Source organism: Nocardiopsis sp. TSRI0078 (genome assembly GCF_001905145.1).
In the GTDB taxonomy this organism is placed as follows: domain Bacteria; phylum Actinomycetota; class Actinomycetes; order Streptosporangiales; family Streptosporangiaceae; genus Nocardiopsis.
This window is the reverse complement of record NZ_LWLB01000012.1, coordinates 330,513-352,286: the sequence shown is the minus strand read 5'-3', so window position 1 is coordinate 352,286 and position 21,774 is coordinate 330,513. Positions and strand designations below refer to the sequence as shown.

Sequence of the window (21,774 nt, the reverse complement as noted above, 5' to 3'; positions counted from 1 at the left end):
GTGCACAGCAGGGAGCACCCGGGGCTCCCCGCTAGGCTGTTGCCCCCGCGTTCACACCCGGCCCCTGCTCCCTGTTGGACGCACCGTGACACCGACCCCCGAGGGTTTTTGGCATGTCCCCATCGCATCGTGACCACCGGAGCCGCGGCACGCTCGGCACCGCTCTGCTCGCAGGCGTCTGCTGCGCCGGAGCGGTCGCCTACGGCGTGGTCGTCGGCCCGTCGATGCTGCCGCCGCAGGACGTGCAGACCACCACCGCGATGACCACGCAGGCGGCTCCGGACGTGGCCGAGGAGCCCGAGGAGGCCGTGGAGGAGGGTCCGACCGGGCACCTGAAGATCCAGGTGAGCGACCGCGGCCGCGCCTGGGTGCAGACGCTGATGTGCACCGGGGACCTGGAGGAGGACCCCGCCGCCTGCGCGGAGCTGGCACAGGCGGCCGCGGAGCTCCACGGGGACACCGGGGGAGCGTCCGGGAGCGGGGAGGCCTCCGCCGAGGATGACGCCGCTCCGACGGAGGCCGACTCCCCGGGCAGCGAGCAGCTGTTCACCGAGGTGCGTGAGGGAACCGTGTGCACCGACGAGGTGTACGGTCCCCAGGAGGCCACCATCGTGGGCACCTGGGAGGGCCAGGAGATCGACACGACCCTCACCCGCAAGGGCTCCTGCGAGGAGGCGCGCTGGCAGCGCCTGCGCGCCCTCACCGACCAGATCAGCTGACGGGCCCGCTCCCCGCACGGGAGATAATCGTCCTCCATGGACGTCATCAAGGTCAGTGATCCCGAGGACCCGCGCCTGGCCGACTACACCCGCCTGCGCGACGTGAACCTGCGCCGCCACCTGGAGGCCGAGCACGGGCTGTTCATGGCCGAGGGCGACAAGGTGATCCGCCGGGCCGCCGCGGCCGGGTTCGAGCCCCGCAGCTTCCTGCTCACCGAGCGCCGCGCCGAGGCGCTCGACGACGTGGTCGCCGCCTCCGACGCGCCGCTGTACGTGGTCGGTGAGGACACCGCCCGGCGGCTCGTCGGCTTCGACCTGCACCGGGGCGCGCTGGCCGCCTTCCACCGCCGCGCCCTGCCACCGCTGGAGGAGGTCCTGGCCGGGGCGCGCACCATCGTCGTCCTGGAGGACCTGGTGGACCACACCAACGTGGGCGCCATCTTCCGCAGCGCCGCCGGTCTGGGCGTGGACGCGGTCGTGCTCGCGCCCCGCTGCGCCGACCCCCTCTACCGGCGGTCGGTCAAGGTGTCCATGGGGGCGGTGTTCACCCTTCCCCACACCCGCATGGACGACTGGTACGGCGGTCTGGACACCCTGCGCGGGGCCGGGTTCCACCTCATGGCGCTCACCCCCGGCGAGGGTTCCCTGCCCATGCGCGAGGCCATGGCCGCCCTCGAACCCGGCGACCGGGTCGGACTCCTGCTCGGCACCGAGGGCGACGGCCTGTCCTCCCGCTGGCTGGAGCGGGCCACCGCCCGGGTGCACATCCCCATGGCCGACCGCGACGTCGACTCCCTCAACGTCACCGCCGCGGCCGCCATCGCCTGCTACGAGCTGTCCCGGTCGGCGGGGTGAGCCCGGCGGGCCGTGCATCGTTAGGGTGGCTCCCGACAAGGACCGAGGGAAGGGACACGGGGGACATGGGCGGCCGAACGCTGGTGCAGTGGGAGCAGAACAGGGACAACGCCCCGGACTCCCTGGCGGTGGACCTCTACACCGGAGGGCCCGCCCCCTCCGGCGGCCTGGACGAGGTGACCTTCTACCAGGTGCCCTACACCCCCTCCACCCAGGGCGCCGACGAGCGGCTCGACATGATCGCGCGGATGCCGTCCCTGGAGGTGGTCCAGCTCCTCTCCGCCGGGTACGAGCACGTGCTCCCGCTGGTCCCGGACCACGTGACCCTGTGCAACGGGCGCGGCCTCCACGACGCCAGCACCGCCGAGCACGCCCTGGCGCTCATCCTCGCCGCGCAGCGGGACCTGCCCCGGTGGGCGCTCGCGCAGGAGGAGCGCCGGTGGGACCCGGCCCCTCTGCGCTCCCTGGCCGACCGCCGCGTGATGATCGTCGGCTACGGCAGCATCGGCCGGGCCCTGGAGAGCCGCCTGCGGCCCTTCGAGACCGAGGTCGTGCGCGTGGCCAGCCGCGCCCGCCCGGACGTGCACGGCATCGACGAGCTGCACGCCCTGCTGCCCGGAGCCGACGTCGTCGTCCTGGTCACCCCGCTCACCGAGGCCACCCGCGGCCTGTTCGGCGCCCCCGAGCTCGCCCTGCTGCGCGACGACGCGCTCGTGGTGAACGTGGGCCGCGGACCCGTCCTGGACACCCGTGCCCTGCTGGCCGAGGAGGGTCGTGTGCGGGCCGCCCTCGACGTGACCGACCCCGAACCCCTGCCGGAGGACCACCCGCTGTGGAGCGCCCCCGGAGTGTTCCTCACCCCGCACGTGGCGGGCGGGTCGGCCGCGTTCTACCCGCGCGCCCGGGCCTTCATGGACGTCCAGCTCGCCCGCTGGGCCGCCGGGGAGGAGCTGGCCAACGTGGTCCGTCCCGGTGCCCACCGCGACCGGTAGGCGGCGCCTTCCTCGGGGCGCCGCTCCGCCCCGGTCGACGAACCCCTCCGGTCCCCGACCACACCCCGGAGCCCGATCGGGTGTTCCCATGGCGGCCGCCCGCCGGGGCGCGTGCCATGTCCGAATGTCGGCGGCGGGGGACACACTGGGAGGATGCGGATCGCGGTGGTCGCCGACGGCGGGGGCGGCGGCTGGCTCCAGGAACTGGACGAGGCCCCCGGCCCGGTCCGCCGTGTCGCCGACCTCGCGGCCGCCGTGCGCGGGGCCGAGCACGCCCGCCCCGAACCGCCCCGGTGGGTGTGGTCGGCCTGTGAGGACGTCTACCCCGAGCTCGTCCGCGCCGGGGTGAGGGTCGCGCGCTGCCACGACGCCGCCCTGACCGAGGCCCTGCTCCTGGGTTACCACGCACGCCACGGCGAGGCCTCCTCCCTGGGCGCGGCCTGGGCCCGCCTGCACGGTCTCCCCGTCCCCGACGACCCCGTCCGCCCCCTCGGGGAGGGCACCGCCGCCCAGCCCGCCCTCTTCGAGGCCGACCGCTCCACCCTGCCCCCGGGCACCGACCGCCTCACCGCCCTGGTCGAGGTGCACGCCGACCAGCTGGACCGTATCGCCCGGCTCCCCGAACCCGGACGCATGCGCCTGCTCGCGGCCGTGGAGTCGGCGGGCGGGCTCGCCGCGGTGGAGATGAGCCACGACGGCCTGCCCTGGCGGCCCGACGTCCACGACGAGATCCTCACCGAGCTCCTCGGCCCCCGGCCGCCGTCGGGGCAGCGCCCTCCCGTGCTCGCCGACCTCGCCGCGCGTATCAGCGAGGCCGTCGGCCACGAGGTCAACCCCGACTCCCCCGCGCAGGTCCTCAGGGCGATGGCGTGGATCGGCCACCCCGTCGATTCGACCCGCTCCTGGGTCCTGGAGAGGGTCGACCACCCCGTCGTCCCGCTCCTGCTGCGCTACAAGGAGCTCGCCCGCCTGCACTCGGCCAACGGCTGGGCGTGGCTGGAGACCTGGGTGCGCGAGCGCCCGGGCCCCCACGGCCGGCGCCTGGGCCGGTTCCGCCCCGACTACGTGGTCGGCGGGGTCGTCTCCGGGCGCTGGGCCACCCGGGGCGGGGGCGCCCTCCAGATCCCCAGGTCGGTCCGGCGGGCGGTCCAGGCCGACCCCGGCTGGTCCCTGGTCCGCGCCGACGCGGGACAGCTCGAACCCCGCGTGCTCGCCGCGGTCTCCGGGGACGGGGCCCTCGCCGCCGCGGCCTCGGAGGAGGACCTGTACACCCGTCTGGCGGCGCACGTGGGCGGCGACCGCGAACGCGCCAAGATCGGCGTGCTCTCGGCCATGTACGGCCAGACCTCGGGCGACGCCGCGCCCCTGCTGGCCACCATGCGCCGCCTCTACCCGCGCGCCCTGGACTACGTGGACTCCGCCGCGCGCACGGGCGAGGGCGGCGGTATCGTCCGCTCCTGGCTGGGCCGCACCTCGCCCGCCCCCGGCGCGTGGCCCGCCACCGTCTCCGGATCCGAGGGCGAGCGCCGCCGTCGCGCCCACGGGCGGTTCACCCGCAACTTCGTCGTCCAGGCCACCGCCGCCGAGTGGGCCCTGGTGCTGCTCGCCGCGCTGCGCCGGCGCCTGCCGGACATGCCCGAGGGCGCGGGCATCGTCTTCTTCGTCCACGACGAGGTCGTCCTGCACGTGCCCGCCGAACTCGCCGGGGAGGCGGTGCGCGCGGTCGCCGGGGCGGAGGCCGAGGCCACCGCCGTCCTCTTCGGAGACACCCCGGTACGCTTCCCGCTGTCGCCGGTGGTCACCCAGAACTATGCGTCCTTATGACCACGAGGTGGACGTCCGGTATCGGACGGCGTGGACTTCTTGCAAAGTCGCCCGTGTGCGCCCATTCTTGGACCGGACAAGTCATCGACAGGCCGTACGCCGCCGGGGCCTCCCCCAGCACCGGACGGCTCATCAGGAAGGTGAGATCCCCCCGTGCGGAGCCGTTTGAGAACGTGTGCGGGCACCACGGCAGCCTTCGCGGTGGCCTTCACCGCCCTCGGGGCCGCCCCGGCCTGGGCGGACCCCGTGGTCGAGGCCCGTCCGCCCGTCAGCGAGCAGTTCGCCCCCGGTTCTCCCAGCGGTACCGACCCCCGCGAGCGCGACGGACAGGCCGGGGGACGGACCCCCGACGTCTCCGACGTCTCCCAGCTCCGGCGGGACGCCTACGTGGCCCCCTTCCGCGAGGCGCGCAGTGTCGAGTACTTCGCCGTCGCCCCCCGCTCCCTGCCCCGCGAGGCCGTCTCGGCGGTCCGCGGGATCGAGGGCGTCGAGAGCGTCCTGACCGTCGACGCCGCCCGCGTGGAGATCGAGGGCGAGCCCACCTCGGTGCTCGGCGTCGACCCCTCCAGCTTCCGCAACCACGCCCCCGAGCCCTCCGCCGAGTCCGACAAGATCTGGCAGGGCGTGGCCGAGGGCCACATCGCGCTGTCCAACGACGTCGGCACCGAGCGCGGCCTGGAGGTCGGCGGCGAGGTCACCGTCGCGGGCGGCCGCGGCGAGGTCCCGCTGGAGGTGTGGACGCACGCCACCTCCGGCATCGCCGGAATCGACGCGCTGGTCTCACGCGATCGCGCCGAGGAGCTGGGCATGCCCAAGGGCAACGCCCTGGTGGTCTCCGCTCCCGACGCCGACCTGTGGGAGCTGCACGAGGCCCTGGCCGAGGCCCTGGGAGAGGACGTCTCCCTCCAGCTCGTCGCCGACGCGCCCGAGCCCCTCGTCAGCGGCGAGGCCGTGGCCCCCTCGGTGATGGAGCAGGTCATCGCCAACGCCGAGAGCCAGCTCGGCGTCCCCTACGTCTGGGGCGGCACCACCCCGGGCGTGGGATTCGACTGCTCGGGCCTGCTCCAGTGGGCCTTCCGCGAGGCGGGCGTGTCCATCCCCCGGGTCACCCACGACCAGTGGAACGCCGGCCGGCGTGTGGCCTTCGACGACATCCAGCGCGGCGACCTGCTGTTCTGGCGCACGGACCCCACCGCGCCCGACTACATCTCGCACGTGGCCATCTACCTGGGCGACGGCATGATGCTGGAGGCGCCGCGGACCGGGCTGAACGTGCGCGTCACCCCGGTCCGGACCAGCAAATACGCGGGAGCCGTGCGCGTCAGCACCTGACACGGCGCCCTTCCCGTCACCCCCTCCGGCCGCCGTGCCGGCGGGGGTGTTCTTCTGCGCGGAAAAGGTACTCGGTATCCATGTGTACAAAGCACCAGAAACGGTTGCGCACCGCATACTTTCGCCCGAGAGGCTTTGTTGCGAGCATATTGCCGACATCCGGGTAAACGCGGAAAAAGAGAGTGGACCATGGTGTCACCGCGCCGGTGACACCACGGTCCACTCGTTTCTCCTTGTCCGAAAAACCCAGCCGGGAGGGGAGGGGCAGGTCTCGGGCAGGAGGGGGAACAGGGCCGTCACTGAGGGAGGGGGAGACAGCGTACGAACCCTGATGTGGTGGTATTGAGTTCTGACGGAACGCGGTCGGGAACTTTCCCGGAGTGCCGTCGCACAGGGTCTACATAAGCAGTGACCGGGCGATTTGGCAAGAGGCCAGATCAAGGCAGGCAAGCGCTCTCAAACCTCTTGTGCCGTCCATCCCGTCCAACTCCGCCCCGCGTTCCGTGACGTTCCGTCCTCCTCCAGGTCAGCGCCCGGCGGCGTAGCCCTGCGCTCCCCGGGCGTCGGCCGCGGCGCGCAGCTCTCCGGACTCCGGGTCGCGGGCCACGGCGGCCAGGCGCCCCAGGGTCCAGTCCTGGACGACCTCCACCCGGTGCCCGCGCCCGCGCAGCGTGTTGATGACCTCCCCGCCCACGCGCGGCTCCACGACCAGGCCGCCCGGAACCGTCTCCCTCGGATGGAAGGAGCTGGGGAAGGCGGTGGTGTGGAACATCGGGGCGTCCAGGGCCTCCTGGAGGTCCTCCACGCCGTTGAGGATCCGCAGCAGGGCGGTGAACGTCCACTGGTCCTGCTGGTCGCCGCCCGGGGTGCCGATCGCCAGGACCGCCTGGCCGTCCCCGCGGGTGACCAGGGTGGGGGACAGGGTGGTGCGGGGCCGCTTGCGGGGCGCCAGCGCGTTGGGCGAGGCCGGGTCGAGCCAGAACATCTGGGCCCGGGTGCCCAGGGGGAAGCCGAGCCGGGGGATGAGCGGGGAACTGCTGAGCCAGCCGCCGCTGGGCGTGGCCGAGACCATGTTGCCCCAGGCGTCCACGACGTCCACGTGGCAGGTGTCCCCGCGCAGGTCGGCGGGGCCGGAACCGGCCGCGTCGCGCACCGTGGGCTCACCGGTGGTGCGGTCCGCGGGGGTCTGGCCCGGTACGTACAGCGGTGGCACGAAGGGCGGACGTGTGCCGACGCGCCCCGGACGCTGCTCCATGCCGGCGCGGCCGTCGTCGACCAGGGCGGCGCGGCGGGCGGCGTAGTCGGTGCTGAGGAGTTCCTTGAGGGGCACGTCGACGAAGTCGGGGTCGCCGTACCAGGCCTCGCGGTCGGCGAAGGCGAGCTTGGCGGCCTCGGTGACCCGGTGCACGAAGTCGGCGCTGGTCCCGTCGAGGACGTCGCGGCCGGTGCCCAGCGCCTCGGCGACGCGCAGCTGCTGGAGCATGGTGGGCCCCTGCCCCCACGGGCCGGTCTTGTGCACGGTGTGGGAGCCGTGGGAGACGCTGACCGGGTCCTCGTAGGAGGCGCTCCAGTCGGCCATGTCCTGCGCGGTGAGCAGGGCGCGTCGGGGCTCCCCGGAGCCGTCGGGGACGGGAGAGGACAGGAACTCCCCGACCGCCTCGGCGACGAAGCCCTGCGACCAGGCCCGGCGCGCGGCCTCGATCTGCGCCTCGCGGTCGCCTCCGGCGCTCTCGGCCTCGGCGACGACGCGCCGGTAGGTGGCGGCCAGGGCCGGGTTGCGCAGCCGGGAGCCGGGCCGGGGCGCGGTGCCGTGGGGGAGGTAGACGGCGGCGGACCCGGTCCAGTACTGGGAGAAGACGGGGGCGAGGGTCTCGACGGCGGCGGCGATCCGGTCCAGGACGGGGTAGCCGCGCTCGGCGAGCCCGATGGCGTGGTCGAGCACGTCGCGGACGTTCATGGTGCCGTGGTCGCGCAGGAGCAGCATCCAGGCGTCGAAGGAGCCGGGGACGGTGGCGGCGAGCACGCCGCTGCCCGGGATGCGGTCCATGCCCGCGTAGGCGTCGATGGTCGCGGCGGCGGGGGAGACGCCCTGGCCGCACAGCACCCGGGGAGCGCTCCCGGCGGCCTGGAAGACGACGGGGACCTCGCCGCCGGGGCCGTTGAGGTGGGGTTCGACCACCTGGAGGGTGAAGCCGGCTCCGACGGCGGCGTCGAAGGCGTTGCCGCCGCGTTCGAGCAGGGACATGCCGGTGGCGCTGGCCAGCCAGTGGGTGGAGGCGACCATGCCGAAATCGCCGCGGAGCTGGGGCCGGGTGGTGAAACCGGGCATCTGGGCGGGTCCTCCTCGGGTGTGGGGGATGGCGGGGGTCGCCACCGCGGTCCGGGCCGGATGCGCCCGGGTGGGGCTTCGCGACCGGTGGGTGACGGTGGTCACCCACCCGCGGACCTGAGGTGACGGTACATCATGGGTTGTTCCCATGAGCGGCCCCATGTCCGGTTCGTCGGTTGCCCCGGGTCCCCGCAAAGGGGAACCCGGGGCCGGTCGTACCCGGCCCCGGGTTGCTCCGGTGCGGCGCCGACCGCCGCTTCCGGCGGTCGCCCTCCGCGCGCGGTGCCCGTGCGCACCGCCCTGTCCGGGGCCGCTTCCGCCCCGTGCCGTCAGGAGGTCGCTGCCGGGAAGCTCCACGGCAGGGAGTCCCACAGCGCCTGCCACTCCTCGGCGCCGATCGGCTCGACGGTCCGGGTGGAGCCGGTCCCGTGCTGTTCGGCCTCCCGGACGATCTCGGCGATCAGAGAGGAGAGGCCGAAGACGGCCTCCTCCACCTCGGCGCGTGTCATGGCCAGGTCCCGGGCGCAGCCGCTGACCGCGCCGGTCTTGTCCTTCTCCCCGCCGTAGTACCAGGCGGTGGCCAGCAGGCGGTCGAGCTCGGCGGCGCCGAGCCGGTCCTGGGCCAGGACCCGCTCGACGAAGGCTCCGCTGGAGGGGGCCATCCCCGACTGGTCCAGGCTGGTCCCGCCGGTCTCGAAGTCCACGAACCGGCCGATGAGGCACTCCTTGGCCTGCCGGACCCTGGCTCCCTCGTCCTGTGTTCCCTGTTCACCCTGTCCGCCCGGCTCCGCGGGGGCCTCCCCCTGTTCGGCCGGGGTCTGCTCCTGCTCGGCGGGCGTCTCGCCCTGCCCGGCCGGGGCTTCGGAGGCCTCGGGGGCCTGCGGAGCCTCCGGAACCTGCGGGGCGTCGGACGGCCGCGGGTCCGCGGGGCGCCCGACGGGGGCGTTGCCCGCGACGTCCGCCGGAGTGCCGTCCGCGACCTTGTCGAGGGGAACCGCTCCCCCGGCGGGCTCCTGCACGCCCTCGGCCCCGGTGGCCTGGCCCCCGGCCGCGGGCCCGCCCTGGCCGGACTCCTTGGCGGTGGGCTCCTCGGACGGAGCCCCCTCCCCGGCGGGCTCCTCCGCGGGATCCTGCGGGGAGGAGTCCGCCGGCTTCAGGGACTCCGCCATCCTGACCAGTTCGCCGCTGCCCCACCGGTCCGGCTGCAGGTGCACGGCCATGGCCACGCCCGGCTTCTCCATCCAGAACAGGTCGCCGGTCTCCTGTGACAGGTAGGACTCGTGCTCCAGGGCCTCGTTGCGCTCCATGCGCTGCAGCGACCCCTCGCGCAGGTGGCCGTACCGCATCGAACGAAGGTCCTCGAGGCTTTGGATGCTCTCCGAGCGCAGTACGGTCACCCGGCCGAACAGCTGGTCGGGCCCCTGGATCCAGGAGATCTGCGACTGCTTGTTGCCCTTCCGGTCGGTGACGGAGGAGGCGCTGATCCCGTACTCCTCCAGCCCCTCGGGCAGGTAACCGATCTCGTAACCGTCGAGGCTGTACGAGGAGGCGCTCTGGCTCGCCACCGGCCGGTTCTGCGCCCGCGTGTCCCTCTCGCCGGCCGTCGCCCCCGGGAGCCCGACCAACCCCGACGACGCGATCGCGGCGGCGCCGAACAGCGCGACCCACCTCTTGTGGTGCTTGCGCATGAGACTTCCTTCCCATCGACTACTCCTAGTGATGGTCGCAGGCTCTCCGTAATCATCAAGAGGCTGTGGAGTCAAAGAAGGCATATGAAGTCATCAAATGGATGCATTAAGTGAGAATGTCGTCGAACTCGTGGAGTGCCCACCAGATGATGGGCGGCGGATCACCGGCTGCTCCGCACGTGGTAACCGATCGGTCACCATCCGCACTCAGCCTGGGAGCAGTCGCCCAGTACACGCGCACTTGGGAGGTCCGGTGCAGCGCATCGGGATCGTCGTCGCAGCCGTATCGTTCACCGTCGCCGTCAGCGCGGGCCCGTCGTCCGCGGCACAGGCCCCCGAGCCTGCGGGACCGCGCCAGGACAGACCCGTGTCCATCGAGTACGCGCCCTCGGAGCGGCCACTGACCGTGGTCGCCCACCGGGGAGCGTCCGGCCACGCGCCCGAGAACACCCTCGTCTCCCTGGACACGGCACACGAACTCGGAGCCGAGGCCGTCGAGGTCGACGTCCAGCGCACGGAGGACGACGTCCTCGTCCTGCTCCACGACACCACGCTGGAGCGCACCACCAACGTCGAGGACGTCTTTCCCGACCGCAGTCCCTACAGCGTCGGCGACTTCACCATGGCCGAGATCCGCAGGCTCGACGCCGGATCGTGGTTCGACCCCTCCTTCGAGGGTGAGGGGGTGCCCACCTTCGCGGAGGCCCTCGACCGGATGGAGGAGCTGGACCTCGACCTCTTCCTGGAGCTCAAGTCGCCCGAGCTCTACCCCGGTGTGGAGAAGGAGGTCGCCGCCGAACTGGGCGGGCGCGAGGGCTGGCTGGAGGCCGGATCGTCCCGCGGGTCCCAGCGCCTCGTCGTGCAGAGCTTCGACTGGAAGTCGGTGCGCCGCTCCAAGGACCTGATGCCGTCCGTGCCGCACGCCCTGCTCGGCAGGGTCCCCGAGAGCCGGATCTCCGAGTTCACCTGGGCGCAGATGATCAACCCCAACCACACCACCATCGACGCGGCCTACGTCGAGCGCGTGCACGACGCGGGACTGGAGATCATGCCCTACACCGTCAACGAGCGCTCCCGCATGGACGCCGTCCTCAAGTGGAGGGTCGACGGGTTCATCACCGACTTCCCCGACGTCGGCCTGGAGGCCGCCGCCGCCCACCGCGAGGGGTCCCGGCCCACCGTCAGGATCGTCAACCCGCCCGTGTCCGTGTTCCGCTGACCGCGCCCGACCGCCGACCGCGCCCTGGCCCCCGGTCCGGACCGGTGGGATGATCGGTCCGGACCACACCGAGGCCCCGCCCCGGGAGGGCGCTCGCCCGGCCGTGACCGGAGCGGGGCACAGGCACAGGAGGCGTACACCACGTGAGCGACCGGCTGACCGTCCCCCAGGAACACGTCGACTGGCGTACCAAGGGCCTGTGGTGGACGGGCGAACCGATCACCCTGGAGGAGTTCGCGGCCCGCCGCGACCACCTGTTCACCGGCCCGTTCACCTGGCCGCTCATGGTGCTGCGGGCCTCCGCCCTGGAACGCAACATCGCCGCGCTCTCCGCGTTCACAGAGCACCACCGCCTGCTGTTCGCCCCGCACGGCAAGACCTCCATGGCCCCGGCCCTCGTCCAGCGCCAGCTGGACGCGGGCGCCTGGGGGATCACCGCGGCCACCGCCAACCAGGTCCTGGACTTCCGCCGGTTCGGCGTGCGCCGGATCCTGCTCGCCAACGAGCTGCTGGACGAGCGTGTGCTGCGCTGGGCGGCCGCCGAACTCGACCGGGACCCCGGATTCGAGTTCCTGTTCTACGCCGACTCCGCCGAGGGCGTGGCGGCCGCGGCGCGCGGTGCGGCCGACCGGCCCGGCGGCCGCCCCCTGCGCGTGATGGTCGAACGCGGGATCCCCGGCGGGCGCACAGGCTGCCGCACCCGCGAACAGGTGCTCGCGGTGGCCCGTGCCGTGGCCGACGCGCCCGGCCTGGAACTGGCCGGGATCGCGGGGTACGAGGGACCGCTCGACAGCGCCGACGGCGTCCGCGGGTTCCTGCGCGAGCTGCTGGGGGACGCCGAGGCCCTGGCCGCCGGACACGGGACGGCCCGGCCGGTGCTGTCGGTGGGCGGCAGCGCGTGGTTCGACCTGGTCGCCGAGGAGCTCGGCGGCCGCGACGACATCGTCCCGATCCTGCGCAGCGGCGCCTACGTGGCCCACGACGACGGCCTGTACCAGCGCACGACCCCCTACCGCCGCCTGCCGGAGGGGCCCGGGGCCCTGGCCGGGGCCCTGGAGCTGTGGGCGCAGGTCACCTCCGTCCCGGAGGAGGGCCTGGCGATCGCCGGCCTGGGACGCCGGGAGGCCAACCACGACCAGGGGTTCCCGGTCCCGCGCCGGCTGCGGCGCGCTGACGGGAGCACCGTGGCGGCGGGGGGCATGGAGGTGACCGGCCTCAACGACCACCACGCCTACCTGAGCGTGCCGCCGGGGCTGGACGTCGGCCCCGGCGACCTGGTCTCCTTCGGGATCTCGCACCCGTGCACGGCCTTCGACCGCTGGCACGTCATCCCGGTGGTGGACGAGCAGGACACCGTGGTGGACGCGGTGGCCACCTACTTCTGAGGCTTCTGAGGGTGCTGGGGGCGTCCCCGGGCGTGCCCGGGGACGCGGCCCGTCAGCCCCAGCCCACGACGCCCGGGCGGGTGTGCCACGGGCGCGGCCCCTCCAGTGGGCGGTACTCCACCCCGGCCGCGTCGAGCCGCTCCAGGTGCCGCCTCAGCCGCGGCTCGAACTCGGCGTAGTCGCGCTCACCGGCCGACCACACCTGCTCGGCGAAGGCCGACAGCCTCGGGAAGACCATGTAGTCCAGCCTGCGCGGCGTGTCGATGTGCTCGGTCCACACGTTCACCTGCGCGCCCAGGACGTGCCGGGCCTCCTCCTCGGTGAGGCCTGGGGGCACCGGCTCGGCCAGGTAGACGTCCTCGGTCCGCAGCAGGGTGCCCACCTTCACCGGCTCGTCATGGGCCTCGGACTGCCTGTAGTCCAGGTAGGAGGTGCGGGTGGGGCTCATGACCACGTCGTGTCCGGCCCGGGCGGCGGCGACGCCGCCCTCCTCGCCGCGCCACGACATCACGGTCGCTCCCGCCGCCAACCCTCCCTCCAGGATCTCGTCCCAGCCCACCAGGCGGCGACCGCGCGAGGTCAGGTGCTCGTCCAGCCGGCGGATGAACCAGCTCTGCAGCTCGTCCTCGTCGGCCAGCCCCTCCTCCTTGATCCGCCTCTGCGCGGACTCGCTCGCCCTCCACTGGTCCTTGGGGCACTCGTCGCCGCCCACGTGGACGTAGGTGCTCGGGAAGAGCTCCATCAGCTCGTCGAAGACGTTGCGGTAGAACTCCAGGACCTCGTCGGTCACCGCGAGCACCTCCTCGAAGACGCCCCACTGGGTGCCCACCGGGATCCGCCCGCTCTCGCCCAGTTCGGGGTAGGCGTGGATGGCCGCCTGGGAGTGGCCGGGCACGTCGATCTCGGGGACGACCGCCACGTGCCGGGCGTCGGCGTAGGCGACGATCTCGCGAATGTCGTCCTGGGTGAAGAAGCCGCCGTGCGGGCGGTTGTCGAACACCGGAGGCCTGCCGGCGCCCACCTGGCTCTCGGCACGCCAGGAGGCGTCCTCGGTCAGCTTCGGGTAGCGGCGGATCTCCACACGCCAGCCCTGGTCGTCGGTCAGGTGCAGGTGCAGCACGTTGAGCTTGTGCATGGCCATCAGGTCGATGAACCGCAGCACCTCGCGCTTGGGGACGAAGTGGCGGGCCACGTCCAACATCACCCCCCGCCAGCGGAAGCGCGGCGCGTCGGTGACGCTCACCGCGGGCAGGGACCACGCGGCCCCGCCCAGCGGGGCGTCGCGGTAGGCGTCGGCGGGAAGCAGCTGGCGCAGCGTCTGCGCACCGTAGAACACCCCGGCGGGGTCGTTGCCGACGATGATGGCCCCCGCGCCGTCCACGATCAGCCGGTAGCCCTCGCGGCCCAGGCCCGCGTCGGCGTCCACGCTCAACCGGATCTGGGCGTCGGCCTCGTCGCCGGCGGCCAGGGACAGTCCGGTGGCCGCCCCGAGTTCACGTTGGAGCCACATGAGCGTGCCCCGGGCTTCGAGGTCGGCGGACACCCTGGTCGACGAGGTGAGGTCGAGCCGCTCGGCGTCGCCTCCGACCATCGAGACGGGACGGGGTATGACGGGACGGCTGGAGAAGGGGGAGGTGTCAGGCACGGGAAACCGCTCCTATCCGGTCTAGACCAATACCGGCCATAGTGCCATGGGCCTCCGCGGAGGCACACCCCCGGAGGCCGCCTGTCCACCGGAACGGGCCGGACCGGGGCGGACCCACGGCCGTTCGCGGCCGGGTCCGCCGCGCGGGTGCTGTGACAGGTCCGTCCCCTCGGGTAGGCGGGAGGGAGCGGCGGATCGCCACCGGTCCGCGCCGGAGCGGGTGCGCGGAGGTGTCCGGCCCCGAGAGGGGGTGGGGTGAGCACCACCTCCGGACGGGGGCTGCCGTTATCGCCGCGGCGGGACGCCCGTTCGTACCGTTGTGGCATATCCGCAGCCGGGTGCGCGCGGGCCGGAATCGAGCGTCGGAGGACACGATGCAGAGGATGCGGGGAACGCCCCCGGGGCGTACGGGACGGTGGCGTTGATGCTGCTGCCGATTCTGCTCGCCGTGGCGGGTGCCTTCACCCTGGCGCTCGGCTCCGCCCTCCAGGAGCGCGACGCCGTCCGTGCCCCGGGCCACCAGGTGGCGCGCGGGGGCTTCCTGCTGCATCTGCTCCGCCAGCCCCGCTGGATGGTCGGCAGCGCCGCCGCGGTCCTGGGGTCCCTCCTGCACCTGGTCGCCCTCAGCAGCGCTCCGCTGACCATCATCCAGCCGATCGGTGTGACGGGCCTGCTCTTCGCCATCGTGCTGTCGGCCGTGTTCACCGGTCGCGGGGTCGGCCTCTCCCAGATCATCGCCGGGACCGCCGTCATGGCGGGCCTCGTCGGAGTGCTCTCCCTGTTCCCGCACGCGGCCGACACCCCCACCATGACCACCGGCGCGGCGCTGCTCCTCACCGGAACCGCTCTCGGCGCCGGAGCCCTCGTCCACCTCACCGCGCACTGGATGCACAGCTCGGCCCGGGCCATCCTGCTCGCCCTCGCGGGCGGGGCGGCCATGGGTACCACGTCCGGGCTGGCGCGGGTCATCACCGCCAACGCCCACACGGACTGGGCCAGCGTCATCAGCTGGTTGACCCCGCTCGCCGTGGTGACCGGGGTCTTCGGCGCCCTGCTGATGCAGAACGCCTACCGGACCGGGCACTTCTCGGCCGCCTACGCGACCCTCCTGATCACCGACCCGGTGGTCGGCGTGGCCATCGGGGCCCTGCTCCTGGGGGAGGGGGCGCCAAAGACCCCGTCCGCCCAGCTGGGCGCGCTGGCCTTCACCGTCCTGGCGATCGCCGGGACCATCGCGCTGGCGCAGGCGCGCCACCGCAACCCCGAGGCCCCGCAGGGCCCGCAGGGCCCGGGGCATGCCGGGACCGGCCCACATGCCCCCACACGCTGAACGAAGGAGTTCCACCATGGCCCAGTCCGACCGCCCGCTGCGCGTACTGATCGCCACCGACACCTATCCTCCCGACGTCAACGGCGCCGGGTACTTCACCCACCGCCTGGCCGAGGGGCTGGCGGGACGGGGACACCGCGTCCACGTGGCGTGCCCCTCCGAACACGGCGAGCCGTACGTGACGGTCAACGGCGCGGTGACCGAGCACCGGATGCGCTCGGCCCCCATACCCTTCCAGCCCAGCATGCGTGCCGCCGTCCCACTGGGGCTGGGCGGGCACATCGCCAGGATCGTGCAGCGCATGGACCCGGACGTCGTGCACGTGCAGAGCCACTTTCCGCTCAGCCGGGCGGCGCTACGCAGGGGCCGGGCGGCCGGCATCCCGGTGGTGCTGACCAACCACTTCATGCCGGACAACCTGTACGCGCACGCACGGGTGCCCGCTCCCATGCAGGAGGCGGCGGGGGCGCTGGCCTGGAGGGACATGATCCGGGTGGCCGGCGAGGCCGACTACGTGACCACGCCGACGCCGCGCGCGGCCCGGCTGCTGCGGGAGAAGGGGTTCGCCCGCACGGTCGAGGACATCTCGTGCGGGATCGACCTGGAGCGGTTCCGTCCCCGGGCCGGGGACCGGGAGGTCGCGCGCCGGAGGTTCGGCCTGCCCGACCGGGACACGATCGTGTTCGTGGGCCGGCTGGACGAGGAGAAGCGGATCGGCGACACGATCCGGGCGCTGGCCAGGATCGTGCCGGAGCGGGATGCCCAGCTGGCCCTGGCGGGGGTCGGCCAGCGCGGGGCGGAGCTGCGCGCGCTGGCGGTGGAGCTGGGAGTGGAGGACCGGGTGTTCTTCCTGGGGTTCGTGCCGGACGAGGACCTGCCGCTGGTGTACGCGGCGGGGGACGCCTTCGCCATCGCCGGCGTGGCCGAGCTGCAGAGCATCGCCACCCTGGAGGCGATGTCCACTGGTCTGCCGGTGGTGGCCGCCGACGCGATGGCGCTGCCGCACCTGGTGGAGGAGGGGCGCAACGGTTTCCTCTTCCCGCCGGGGGACGACGCGCGTCTGGCGGACCGGCTGCTCACCGTGCTCGGCCCGGAGGAGGACCGGCGCGCCATGGGCGCGGCCAGCCGGGAGATCGCGCTGCGGCACGACCACCACCGGTCGCTGGGGCGGTTCGAGGACACCTACAGGCGGCTGCGGGGTGCGCCCCCGGTGCCTCTGTGGGTCGAGCGGGTGGCCGCCGGTCGGCCGCGGCCGGTCGCGGTGTGATCCGCGGGTGCGTGCCCGGGGCCGGGTCGGGAGCGTCCTGGGCCTGCCCCCGGGAGCCGGGGCCGGCCACCCGCAGGTGTGTGGCGCGGGGGGAGACCCCGTCGCCTCCTGGGCGCGGTGGCGTGTTGACCGTCGCATGAGGTGGCGGATACCCGGGTCGCCCCGGTTGTCGGACGGGGCCGGTGGCACCCGAAAGCCCTGTGCGCGCCCTGTGCGCCGTGGGAGGTCGGTCGCCCAGGGAGCGTTCTGTGGTGGGACGCCGATCCTCCGGCATACCTGAAATGCGTTGTTTGTGGGGGTCTGAGCCCTTTGCCACTTTCCGTATTCTTTGCGTAGCGACCTGTGATGTTGTCCCCCTGCGGGAAACACCAGATGTTGTGTGGTTCGAAGGCATCAGTGCACAGTCCGGCCGACGCTGGATCGCCCGCGGCGGCAACGCCGCCGAAGGCCTCACCGAACGGCTCGTCAGCGCCGAACGCGAGGCGGGGTTCCACGAGCGTGACATGTCGGTGTTCGAACGCGAACGCATCGACCTGGAACACCGGGTGAACCGGATGGAAGCCGAGCTGGAGGCACTGCGAAAAAGGAGACTGGAAGCCTACGCGCGCTGGTGGAACGCCCGGGACGACCGTGACCGGGCACTGCACGTCTGCCGCAGACTGCGCCGGCGGATCGACCGGACGCGCCGAAGAGAGAGCCAAGGGTGAGCGGCGCGCGAGTGCCGGACGGACACCGCCCTGCAACCGAACACGGTTCAACCGACACGCGGCCCGCCACGAGCGGGCCGCGCGTCTGTGTCCGGCACGCCTCACCGGGGATGGCTACGGCCGGTGCGGTGACCGAAAGCCTGCACAGCTCTCCCCCTCGCTGCTGGTCTGGTACCTATAGCGAGGTTCGACGCCTTGGGGACAAGTGGTTGTCGCAACAGACACGAGAAACCGCCCGCCCCATCGCGCTACAAGGACAAGATCGACGAGCGTGAAACCTCTCGCGTCGCGCCGGCGACACTTCCGGCCAGTCCGCTAGGCGACCGTGGTCCCGGTGATCTCCCCGCTCACCTGCCGGGAGGCGTCGCGCAGGGCGGCCAGGGTCACCTGCACCGCCGGACGGCGCGCGCTCACCGAGCGCACCACCGCGTACACGTGCCGCTCGGGCGCGGCGGAGGGCAGCCTGCGGTAGACCAGCCCCGCCGGTCCGCCCGCCATCGCCAGGGCCGGGACCGCGGCGATGCCGATGCCGCGCGAGACCAGGCTCAGGACCGTTCCCAGCCCCTCGAACTCCCAGGCCGAGGCGGGCAGGCCGCCCACCTCGGACAGGAGGCGGTCCATGCCGTAGCGCGAGCGCTCGCTCTCGGGCGTCACGATCCACGACTCGCTCAGCAGCGTCTCCAGCACCACGGGTGCGGAGGGATCGGCCAGCGGATGGTCCTCTGGCACCGCCAGCACCATCGGATCGCGCATCAGGTGGATGTGCCGCAGCCCGCTGTCCGGGCCGCGCCCCGGGTGCTGCCCGGACCAGTCGTCGACCAGCGCGACGTCCACCTCCCGTGAGCGCACCTGCTGGGTCCCCGTCGCCTGCAGGGTCTGGCGCAGCAGCAGCTGCATCCCCTCGTGCCGGCGCAGCCGCGGCACGAGCAGGGGCGCGAACGCCACGGCCGCGGTCGGGAAGGCCGTGACGGTGACCACGCCGAGGGCGAGGTCGGACCGCTCGGCGAGCACCGACTCGGTCGCCTCCACCAGCGCCAGGATGTCCTCGGCCTGGCTCACCAGGAGCCGCCCGGCATCGGTCAGCTCGGCGCCCCGGGCGGACCGGTCCAGCAGGGCCACACCCGTCTCCCTCTCCAGCGCGGCCAGCTGCTGGGACACCGCCGAGGGCGTGTAGCCCAGGGCGCTCGCGGTGGCCGCGATCGTGCCCCGGACGCTGAACTCGCGGAGGACCTTCAGGCGGCGAAGATCGAGCATAAGAAGAGCTTACGCTCAGCATCGAAAAGACTCGCTTGTACTGATGTCTGGATCTGGGCAGTGTGGTGGTGACAGTCCTCACTCATGGTGTGACCACGCATTACACGACAAGTCGGAGATGAGTCATCGATGACCGTCACTGTGTCCGCGACCCTCGCCGTCAACGAGGCCCTCGCCGAGAAGCGCCGCCAGGGAGTACGTGTGCTTCCCCTGGGCTTCGGTGAGGCCGGACTCCCGGTCCACCCGGTTATGAGAGACCGGCTCACCGCGGGAAACGGAGCCAACGCCTACGGTCCGGTCGCCGGATCGGAGGCCCTGCGCGAGGCCGCCGCCGGGTACTGGGAGCGCCGCGGCCTGCCCACGGACCCCGCGCTGGTCATCGCCGGGCCCGGCAGCAAGCCGCTCCTGTACAGCCTCCTGCTGGAGATCGGCGGCGACACCGCGATCGCCGCGCCCAGCTGGGTCAGCTACGCGGCGCAGAGCCGCCTGGTGGGCCAGCGGCCCGTCATGGTCCCCACGGCCACCGGGCAGGGCGGGGTCCCCCAGCCCGACCTGCTGTACGCCGCCGTCACCGCCGCCCGGGAGCAGGGCCGCACGGTCAACGCCGTCATCGTCACCCTGCCCGACAACCCGACCGGCACCGTGGCCGACGCCGACACCGTGCGCCGCCTGTGCGAGGTGGCCCGCGAGCTCGACCTGGTGATCATCTCCGACGAGATCTACCGCGACCTCGTCCACCCCGCGACCTCCGGCGAGGAGGCCGCACGGGTGTACAGCCCGGCCGAGTACGCGCCCGAGCGCACCGTCATCTCCACCGGCCTGAGCAAGAACCTGGCCCTGGGCGGCTGGCGTATCGGAGTCATGCGCCTGCCCGACTCCGAGACCGGCCACCGCCTGCGCGGCGGACTGCTCGGCGTGGCCAGCGAGATCTGGTCGAGCCCGTCCGCCCCCGTCCAGGAGGCCGCCGCGTACGCCTTCACCGAACCCGCCGAGCTCCTGGACCACGTCGACCGCAGCCGCCGCCTGCACGGCATCGTCGCCGACGCGGTCACCGCGGAGTTCGCCCGGGCGGGCGCGGTCGTCTCCGCGCCCCGGGCCGCCTTCTACCTCTACCCCGACTTCGAACCGGTCCGCGAACAGCTGGCCGACCGGTACGGCGTGACCACCGGCCCGGAGCTGACCGGACTGCTGCTGGAGCGCTTCGGCATGGGCGTGCTGCCCGCCGCCGAGTTCGGGGAGGGCGCCGGCGCCCTGCGCATGCGGGTCGCCACCAGCCTGCTCTACGGCGACACCGAGGAGCGCCGCTACGCCGCCCTGTCCGCCACCGACCCGCTGGCGCTGCCGTGGATCCGCACCCACCTGGACCGCCTCGCCGAGGTGCTGGCCGAGCTGCTCACCGAGACGGCCGGCTCCGTCCTCGCGCAGCCCCCGGGCCACGAGCCGCAGGCGGTCAGCTAGGTCCGCGTCCGCCCCGTGAAGGGGGCGGGGCGGACGCTCACTCTTCCGGCCTCCCCCGGCCGCTCCTTCCGGGGGAGGCCGGAACCATGTCCGCCCCGGTGCCGCGGGCGGCCAGTTCCCGGCTGGGAGCGATCACCGCGCGGTAGTGGTCGATCAGCTGCTCGCCCACCGCCTCCCACGTACGGTGCTCCACCGACGGGCGGGCCCCCTCGGCCATCCGCCGCCGCACCCCGCGGTTGTGGGCCAGCCGACCCACCGCCACACGCAGCTCGCGCACCGAGTCGGGGGCGTACAGCAGCCCGTTGTGCTCGGGGACCACCAGGTCCAGCGGCCCGCCCGAGGCCGGCGCCACCACAGGGACCCCCGAGGCCAGGGCCTCCTGGACGGACTGGCAGAACGTCTCGTCGGCGCCGGTGTGCACGAACACGTCCATGGACGCGTACAGGCGGGCCAGGTCCTCCCCGGTGCGCTGACCGGTGAAGACCGCGTCGGGCAGGCGCCGCCGCAGGCGGGCCCGCTCGGGGCCGTCGCCCACCACGAGCAGCCTGATCCCGCGCAGCCGCGCCACGTGCGCCAGCAGGTCCACCCGCTTGTCCCGGGCCAGCCGTCCCACGTAGCCCACGACCGCCTCCCCGTTCGGGGCGAGCTCGCGCCGCAGCTCCCCGTCGCGGCGGGCGGGGCTGTAGAGGCGGGTGTCCACCCCGCGCCGCCACAGGTCCAACCGCGGGAACCCCCGGGCGGACAGCGCCTCCATGGTGGCCGAGGACGGCACCAGCGTTCGGTCCACGGCCGCGTGGGTGCGCCGCAGCATCGACCAGAGCGCGTCCCCGCCGGGCAGGCGGTAGCGGCCGGCGAAACCGGGCAGGTCGGTCTGGAACACGGCCACGGTCGGCAGCGCCCACCGGTGGGCGGTCTCCACGGCCGCCGCGCCGAGCAGGGCGGGGGAGGCCAGGTGCAGGACGTCGGGGGAGAAGGCCCGGACCGCCGCGGTCATCGTGCGCCGGGCGGGCAGCCCCACGGGGAAGTCCCGGTAGAAGGGCAGGGGCAGGGAGGGCATGCGGACCACCGGGAAGCCCGCGTAGGAGGAGGGGCCGGGGCCGGGGGCCAGCACCAGGGCCTCGTGGCCCCGTGCGGCCAACAGGTCGAGGACACGGCACACGGAGTTGGTCACCCCGTTGACCTGCGGAAGGAAGGATTCTGTCACGATGGCCACGCGAAGCGGCCTACGGGTCTCGGTCGGGGACATGCGAGTGGCTCCCAACGCCGGGGGATGGCTGCCTTCGACGCTAGGCTCGGGTGGTGAACCCCGGTTCAGGCGCGGGGGAACCGTGTCCGAAGGCCGGGCGTGGACTGGCCGAGCAGGCGGTGACGGCGCCCGTGCGCCCGTATGTCCGCCGGGTGATCACCCGGTGGCTATGATCGCCTCACGTAATTGATTTGTTGCTCTAAGGAGTCATGCGGTGACCCTCACCGAATGGGCGGAAGTGGTCAGAAGAGAGCTGGATCTGACCGGTACGGAGCCGCTCCAGAAGGCGGACGTCGACCGGGTGCTGGACCTGGCGAGGGACGCCGCCCACTCCGTGGCACGGCCCGCGGCACCCCTGACCACCTATCTCCTCGGCGTCGCGGTGGGGCGGGGAGCCGATCCCTCCGACGCCGCGGCCGTCCTCAGCAGGCTCGCCCTGGCGCAGGACGACGAGCGCGGCGTCTGAGAGCGCGCACGCGGGGAAAGCGTGCGAGTTCCCGAAGAAACCGGCATGTGGAACAGGC

At 73.4% G+C, this 21,774-nt stretch carries 17 protein-coding genes; 12 read left to right on the top strand and 5 right to left on the bottom strand.

The features are described from left to right. The first annotated feature begins 113 nt into the window (after positions 1-113). The 5 genes from A6A08_RS11890 to A6A08_RS11870 all read left to right on the top strand — a co-directional run bounded on the left by A6A08_RS11890 (position 114) and on the right by A6A08_RS11870 (position 5,722). Positions 114-719, top strand: coding sequence for a hypothetical protein (locus A6A08_RS11890; RefSeq protein ID WP_073702618.1), 606 nt, complete (start codon positions 114-116; stop codon positions 717-719). 36 nt (positions 720-755) lie between these two features. Further along, the gene (locus tag A6A08_RS11885) at positions 756-1,574 is read left to right on the top strand and encodes an RNA methyltransferase (RefSeq protein ID WP_073702617.1); all 819 of its coding nucleotides are present in this window, start codon (positions 756-758) and stop codon (positions 1,572-1,574) included. A gap of 65 nt (positions 1,575-1,639) precedes the next feature. Then, on the top strand, positions 1,640-2,566 hold the full coding sequence (locus A6A08_RS11880; protein WP_073702616.1) for a 2-hydroxyacid dehydrogenase: 927 nt from the start codon (positions 1,640-1,642) through the stop codon (positions 2,564-2,566). A gap of 153 nt (positions 2,567-2,719) precedes the next feature. Further along, the gene (locus A6A08_RS11875) at positions 2,720-4,390 is read left to right on the top strand and encodes a bifunctional 3'-5' exonuclease/DNA polymerase (protein WP_073702615.1); all 1,671 of its coding nucleotides are present in this window, start codon (positions 2,720-2,722) and stop codon (positions 4,388-4,390) included. Between the two features lie 153 nt (positions 4,391-4,543). Beyond that, on the top strand, positions 4,544-5,722 hold the full coding sequence (locus A6A08_RS11870; RefSeq protein WP_199866903.1) for a C40 family peptidase: 1,179 nt from the start codon (positions 4,544-4,546) through the stop codon (positions 5,720-5,722). A gap of 526 nt (positions 5,723-6,248) precedes the next feature. Here A6A08_RS11870 and A6A08_RS11865 read toward each other — a convergent pair. Together A6A08_RS11865 and A6A08_RS11860 are read right to left on the bottom strand one after the other, a co-directional pair. Continuing rightward, positions 6,249-8,051 carry a gamma-glutamyltransferase family protein gene (locus tag A6A08_RS11865; protein WP_073702613.1) on the bottom strand — a complete coding sequence of 601 codons (1,803 nt, stop codon included), beginning with the start codon at positions 8,049-8,051 and terminating at the stop codon, positions 6,249-6,251. Positions 8,052-8,380: 329 nt separating this feature from the next. Continuing rightward, positions 8,381-9,739: a hypothetical protein gene (locus tag A6A08_RS11860; protein ID WP_073702612.1), complete on the bottom strand. Its 1,359-nt coding sequence runs from the start codon at positions 9,737-9,739 to the stop codon at positions 8,381-8,383. Between the two features lie 253 nt (positions 9,740-9,992). Here A6A08_RS11860 and A6A08_RS11855 point away from each other — a divergent pair, with 253 nt between their 5' ends. Both A6A08_RS11855 and A6A08_RS11850 read left to right on the top strand, forming a co-directional pair. After that, the gene (locus tag A6A08_RS11855; protein ID WP_073702611.1) at positions 9,993-10,958 is read left to right on the top strand and encodes a glycerophosphodiester phosphodiesterase family protein; all 966 of its coding nucleotides are present in this window, start codon (positions 9,993-9,995) and stop codon (positions 10,956-10,958) included. A gap of 143 nt (positions 10,959-11,101) precedes the next feature. Further along, complete coding sequence (locus A6A08_RS11850; protein ID WP_073702610.1) at positions 11,102-12,343, top strand: alanine racemase; 1,242 nt, start codon at positions 11,102-11,104, stop codon at positions 12,341-12,343. A gap of 52 nt (positions 12,344-12,395) precedes the next feature. Here the strand turns inward: A6A08_RS11850 and A6A08_RS11845 are convergent, their stop codons facing one another. Further along, positions 12,396-13,988 (bottom strand): beta-N-acetylhexosaminidase, encoded by a 1,593-nt coding sequence (locus A6A08_RS11845; protein ID WP_073702609.1) that lies wholly within the window; start codon positions 13,986-13,988, stop codon positions 12,396-12,398. Between the two features lie 415 nt (positions 13,989-14,403). On the opposite strand from A6A08_RS11845, the gene A6A08_RS11840 reads away from it, so the two are divergent. The 3 genes from A6A08_RS11840 (at position 14,404) to A6A08_RS11830 (ending at position 17,292) form a co-directional block, all read left to right on the top strand. Next, positions 14,404-15,318 (top strand): DMT family transporter, encoded by a 915-nt coding sequence (locus A6A08_RS11840; protein WP_073702608.1) that lies wholly within the window; start codon positions 14,404-14,406, stop codon positions 15,316-15,318. A 16-nt stretch (positions 15,319-15,334) separates the two neighbouring features. Further along, a complete protein-coding gene (locus tag A6A08_RS11835) occupies positions 15,335-16,585 on the top strand; it encodes a glycosyltransferase (protein ID WP_073702607.1) in 1,251 nt (416 codons plus the stop codon). A gap of 377 nt (positions 16,586-16,962) precedes the next feature. Next, entirely contained in the window at positions 16,963-17,292 is a 330-nt protein-coding gene (locus tag A6A08_RS11830; protein WP_073702606.1) for a hypothetical protein, read from the top strand. A gap of 315 nt (positions 17,293-17,607) precedes the next feature. On the opposite strand, the gene A6A08_RS11825 is transcribed toward A6A08_RS11830, so the two are convergent. Beyond that, a complete protein-coding gene (locus A6A08_RS11825) occupies positions 17,608-18,546 on the bottom strand; it encodes a LysR family transcriptional regulator (protein ID WP_073702605.1) in 939 nt (312 codons plus the stop codon). 129 nt (positions 18,547-18,675) lie between these two features. On the opposite strand from A6A08_RS11825, the gene A6A08_RS11820 reads away from it, so the two are divergent. Next, positions 18,676-20,004 carry a pyridoxal phosphate-dependent aminotransferase gene (locus A6A08_RS11820; protein WP_073702604.1) on the top strand — a complete coding sequence of 443 codons (1,329 nt, stop codon included), beginning with the start codon at positions 18,676-18,678 and terminating at the stop codon, positions 20,002-20,004. A gap of 37 nt (positions 20,005-20,041) precedes the next feature. On the opposite strand, the gene A6A08_RS11815 is transcribed toward A6A08_RS11820, so the two are convergent. Continuing rightward, positions 20,042-21,208, bottom strand: a complete 1,167-nt coding sequence (locus tag A6A08_RS11815) for a glycosyltransferase family 1 protein (protein WP_242422353.1) — start codon at positions 21,206-21,208, stop codon at positions 20,042-20,044. Between the two features lie 256 nt (positions 21,209-21,464). Here A6A08_RS11815 and A6A08_RS11810 point away from each other — a divergent pair, with 256 nt between their 5' ends. Further along, positions 21,465-21,716: a DUF6457 domain-containing protein gene (locus tag A6A08_RS11810; RefSeq protein ID WP_073702602.1), complete on the top strand. Its 252-nt coding sequence runs from the start codon at positions 21,465-21,467 to the stop codon at positions 21,714-21,716. The last annotated feature ends 58 nt before the right edge of the window (positions 21,717-21,774 follow it).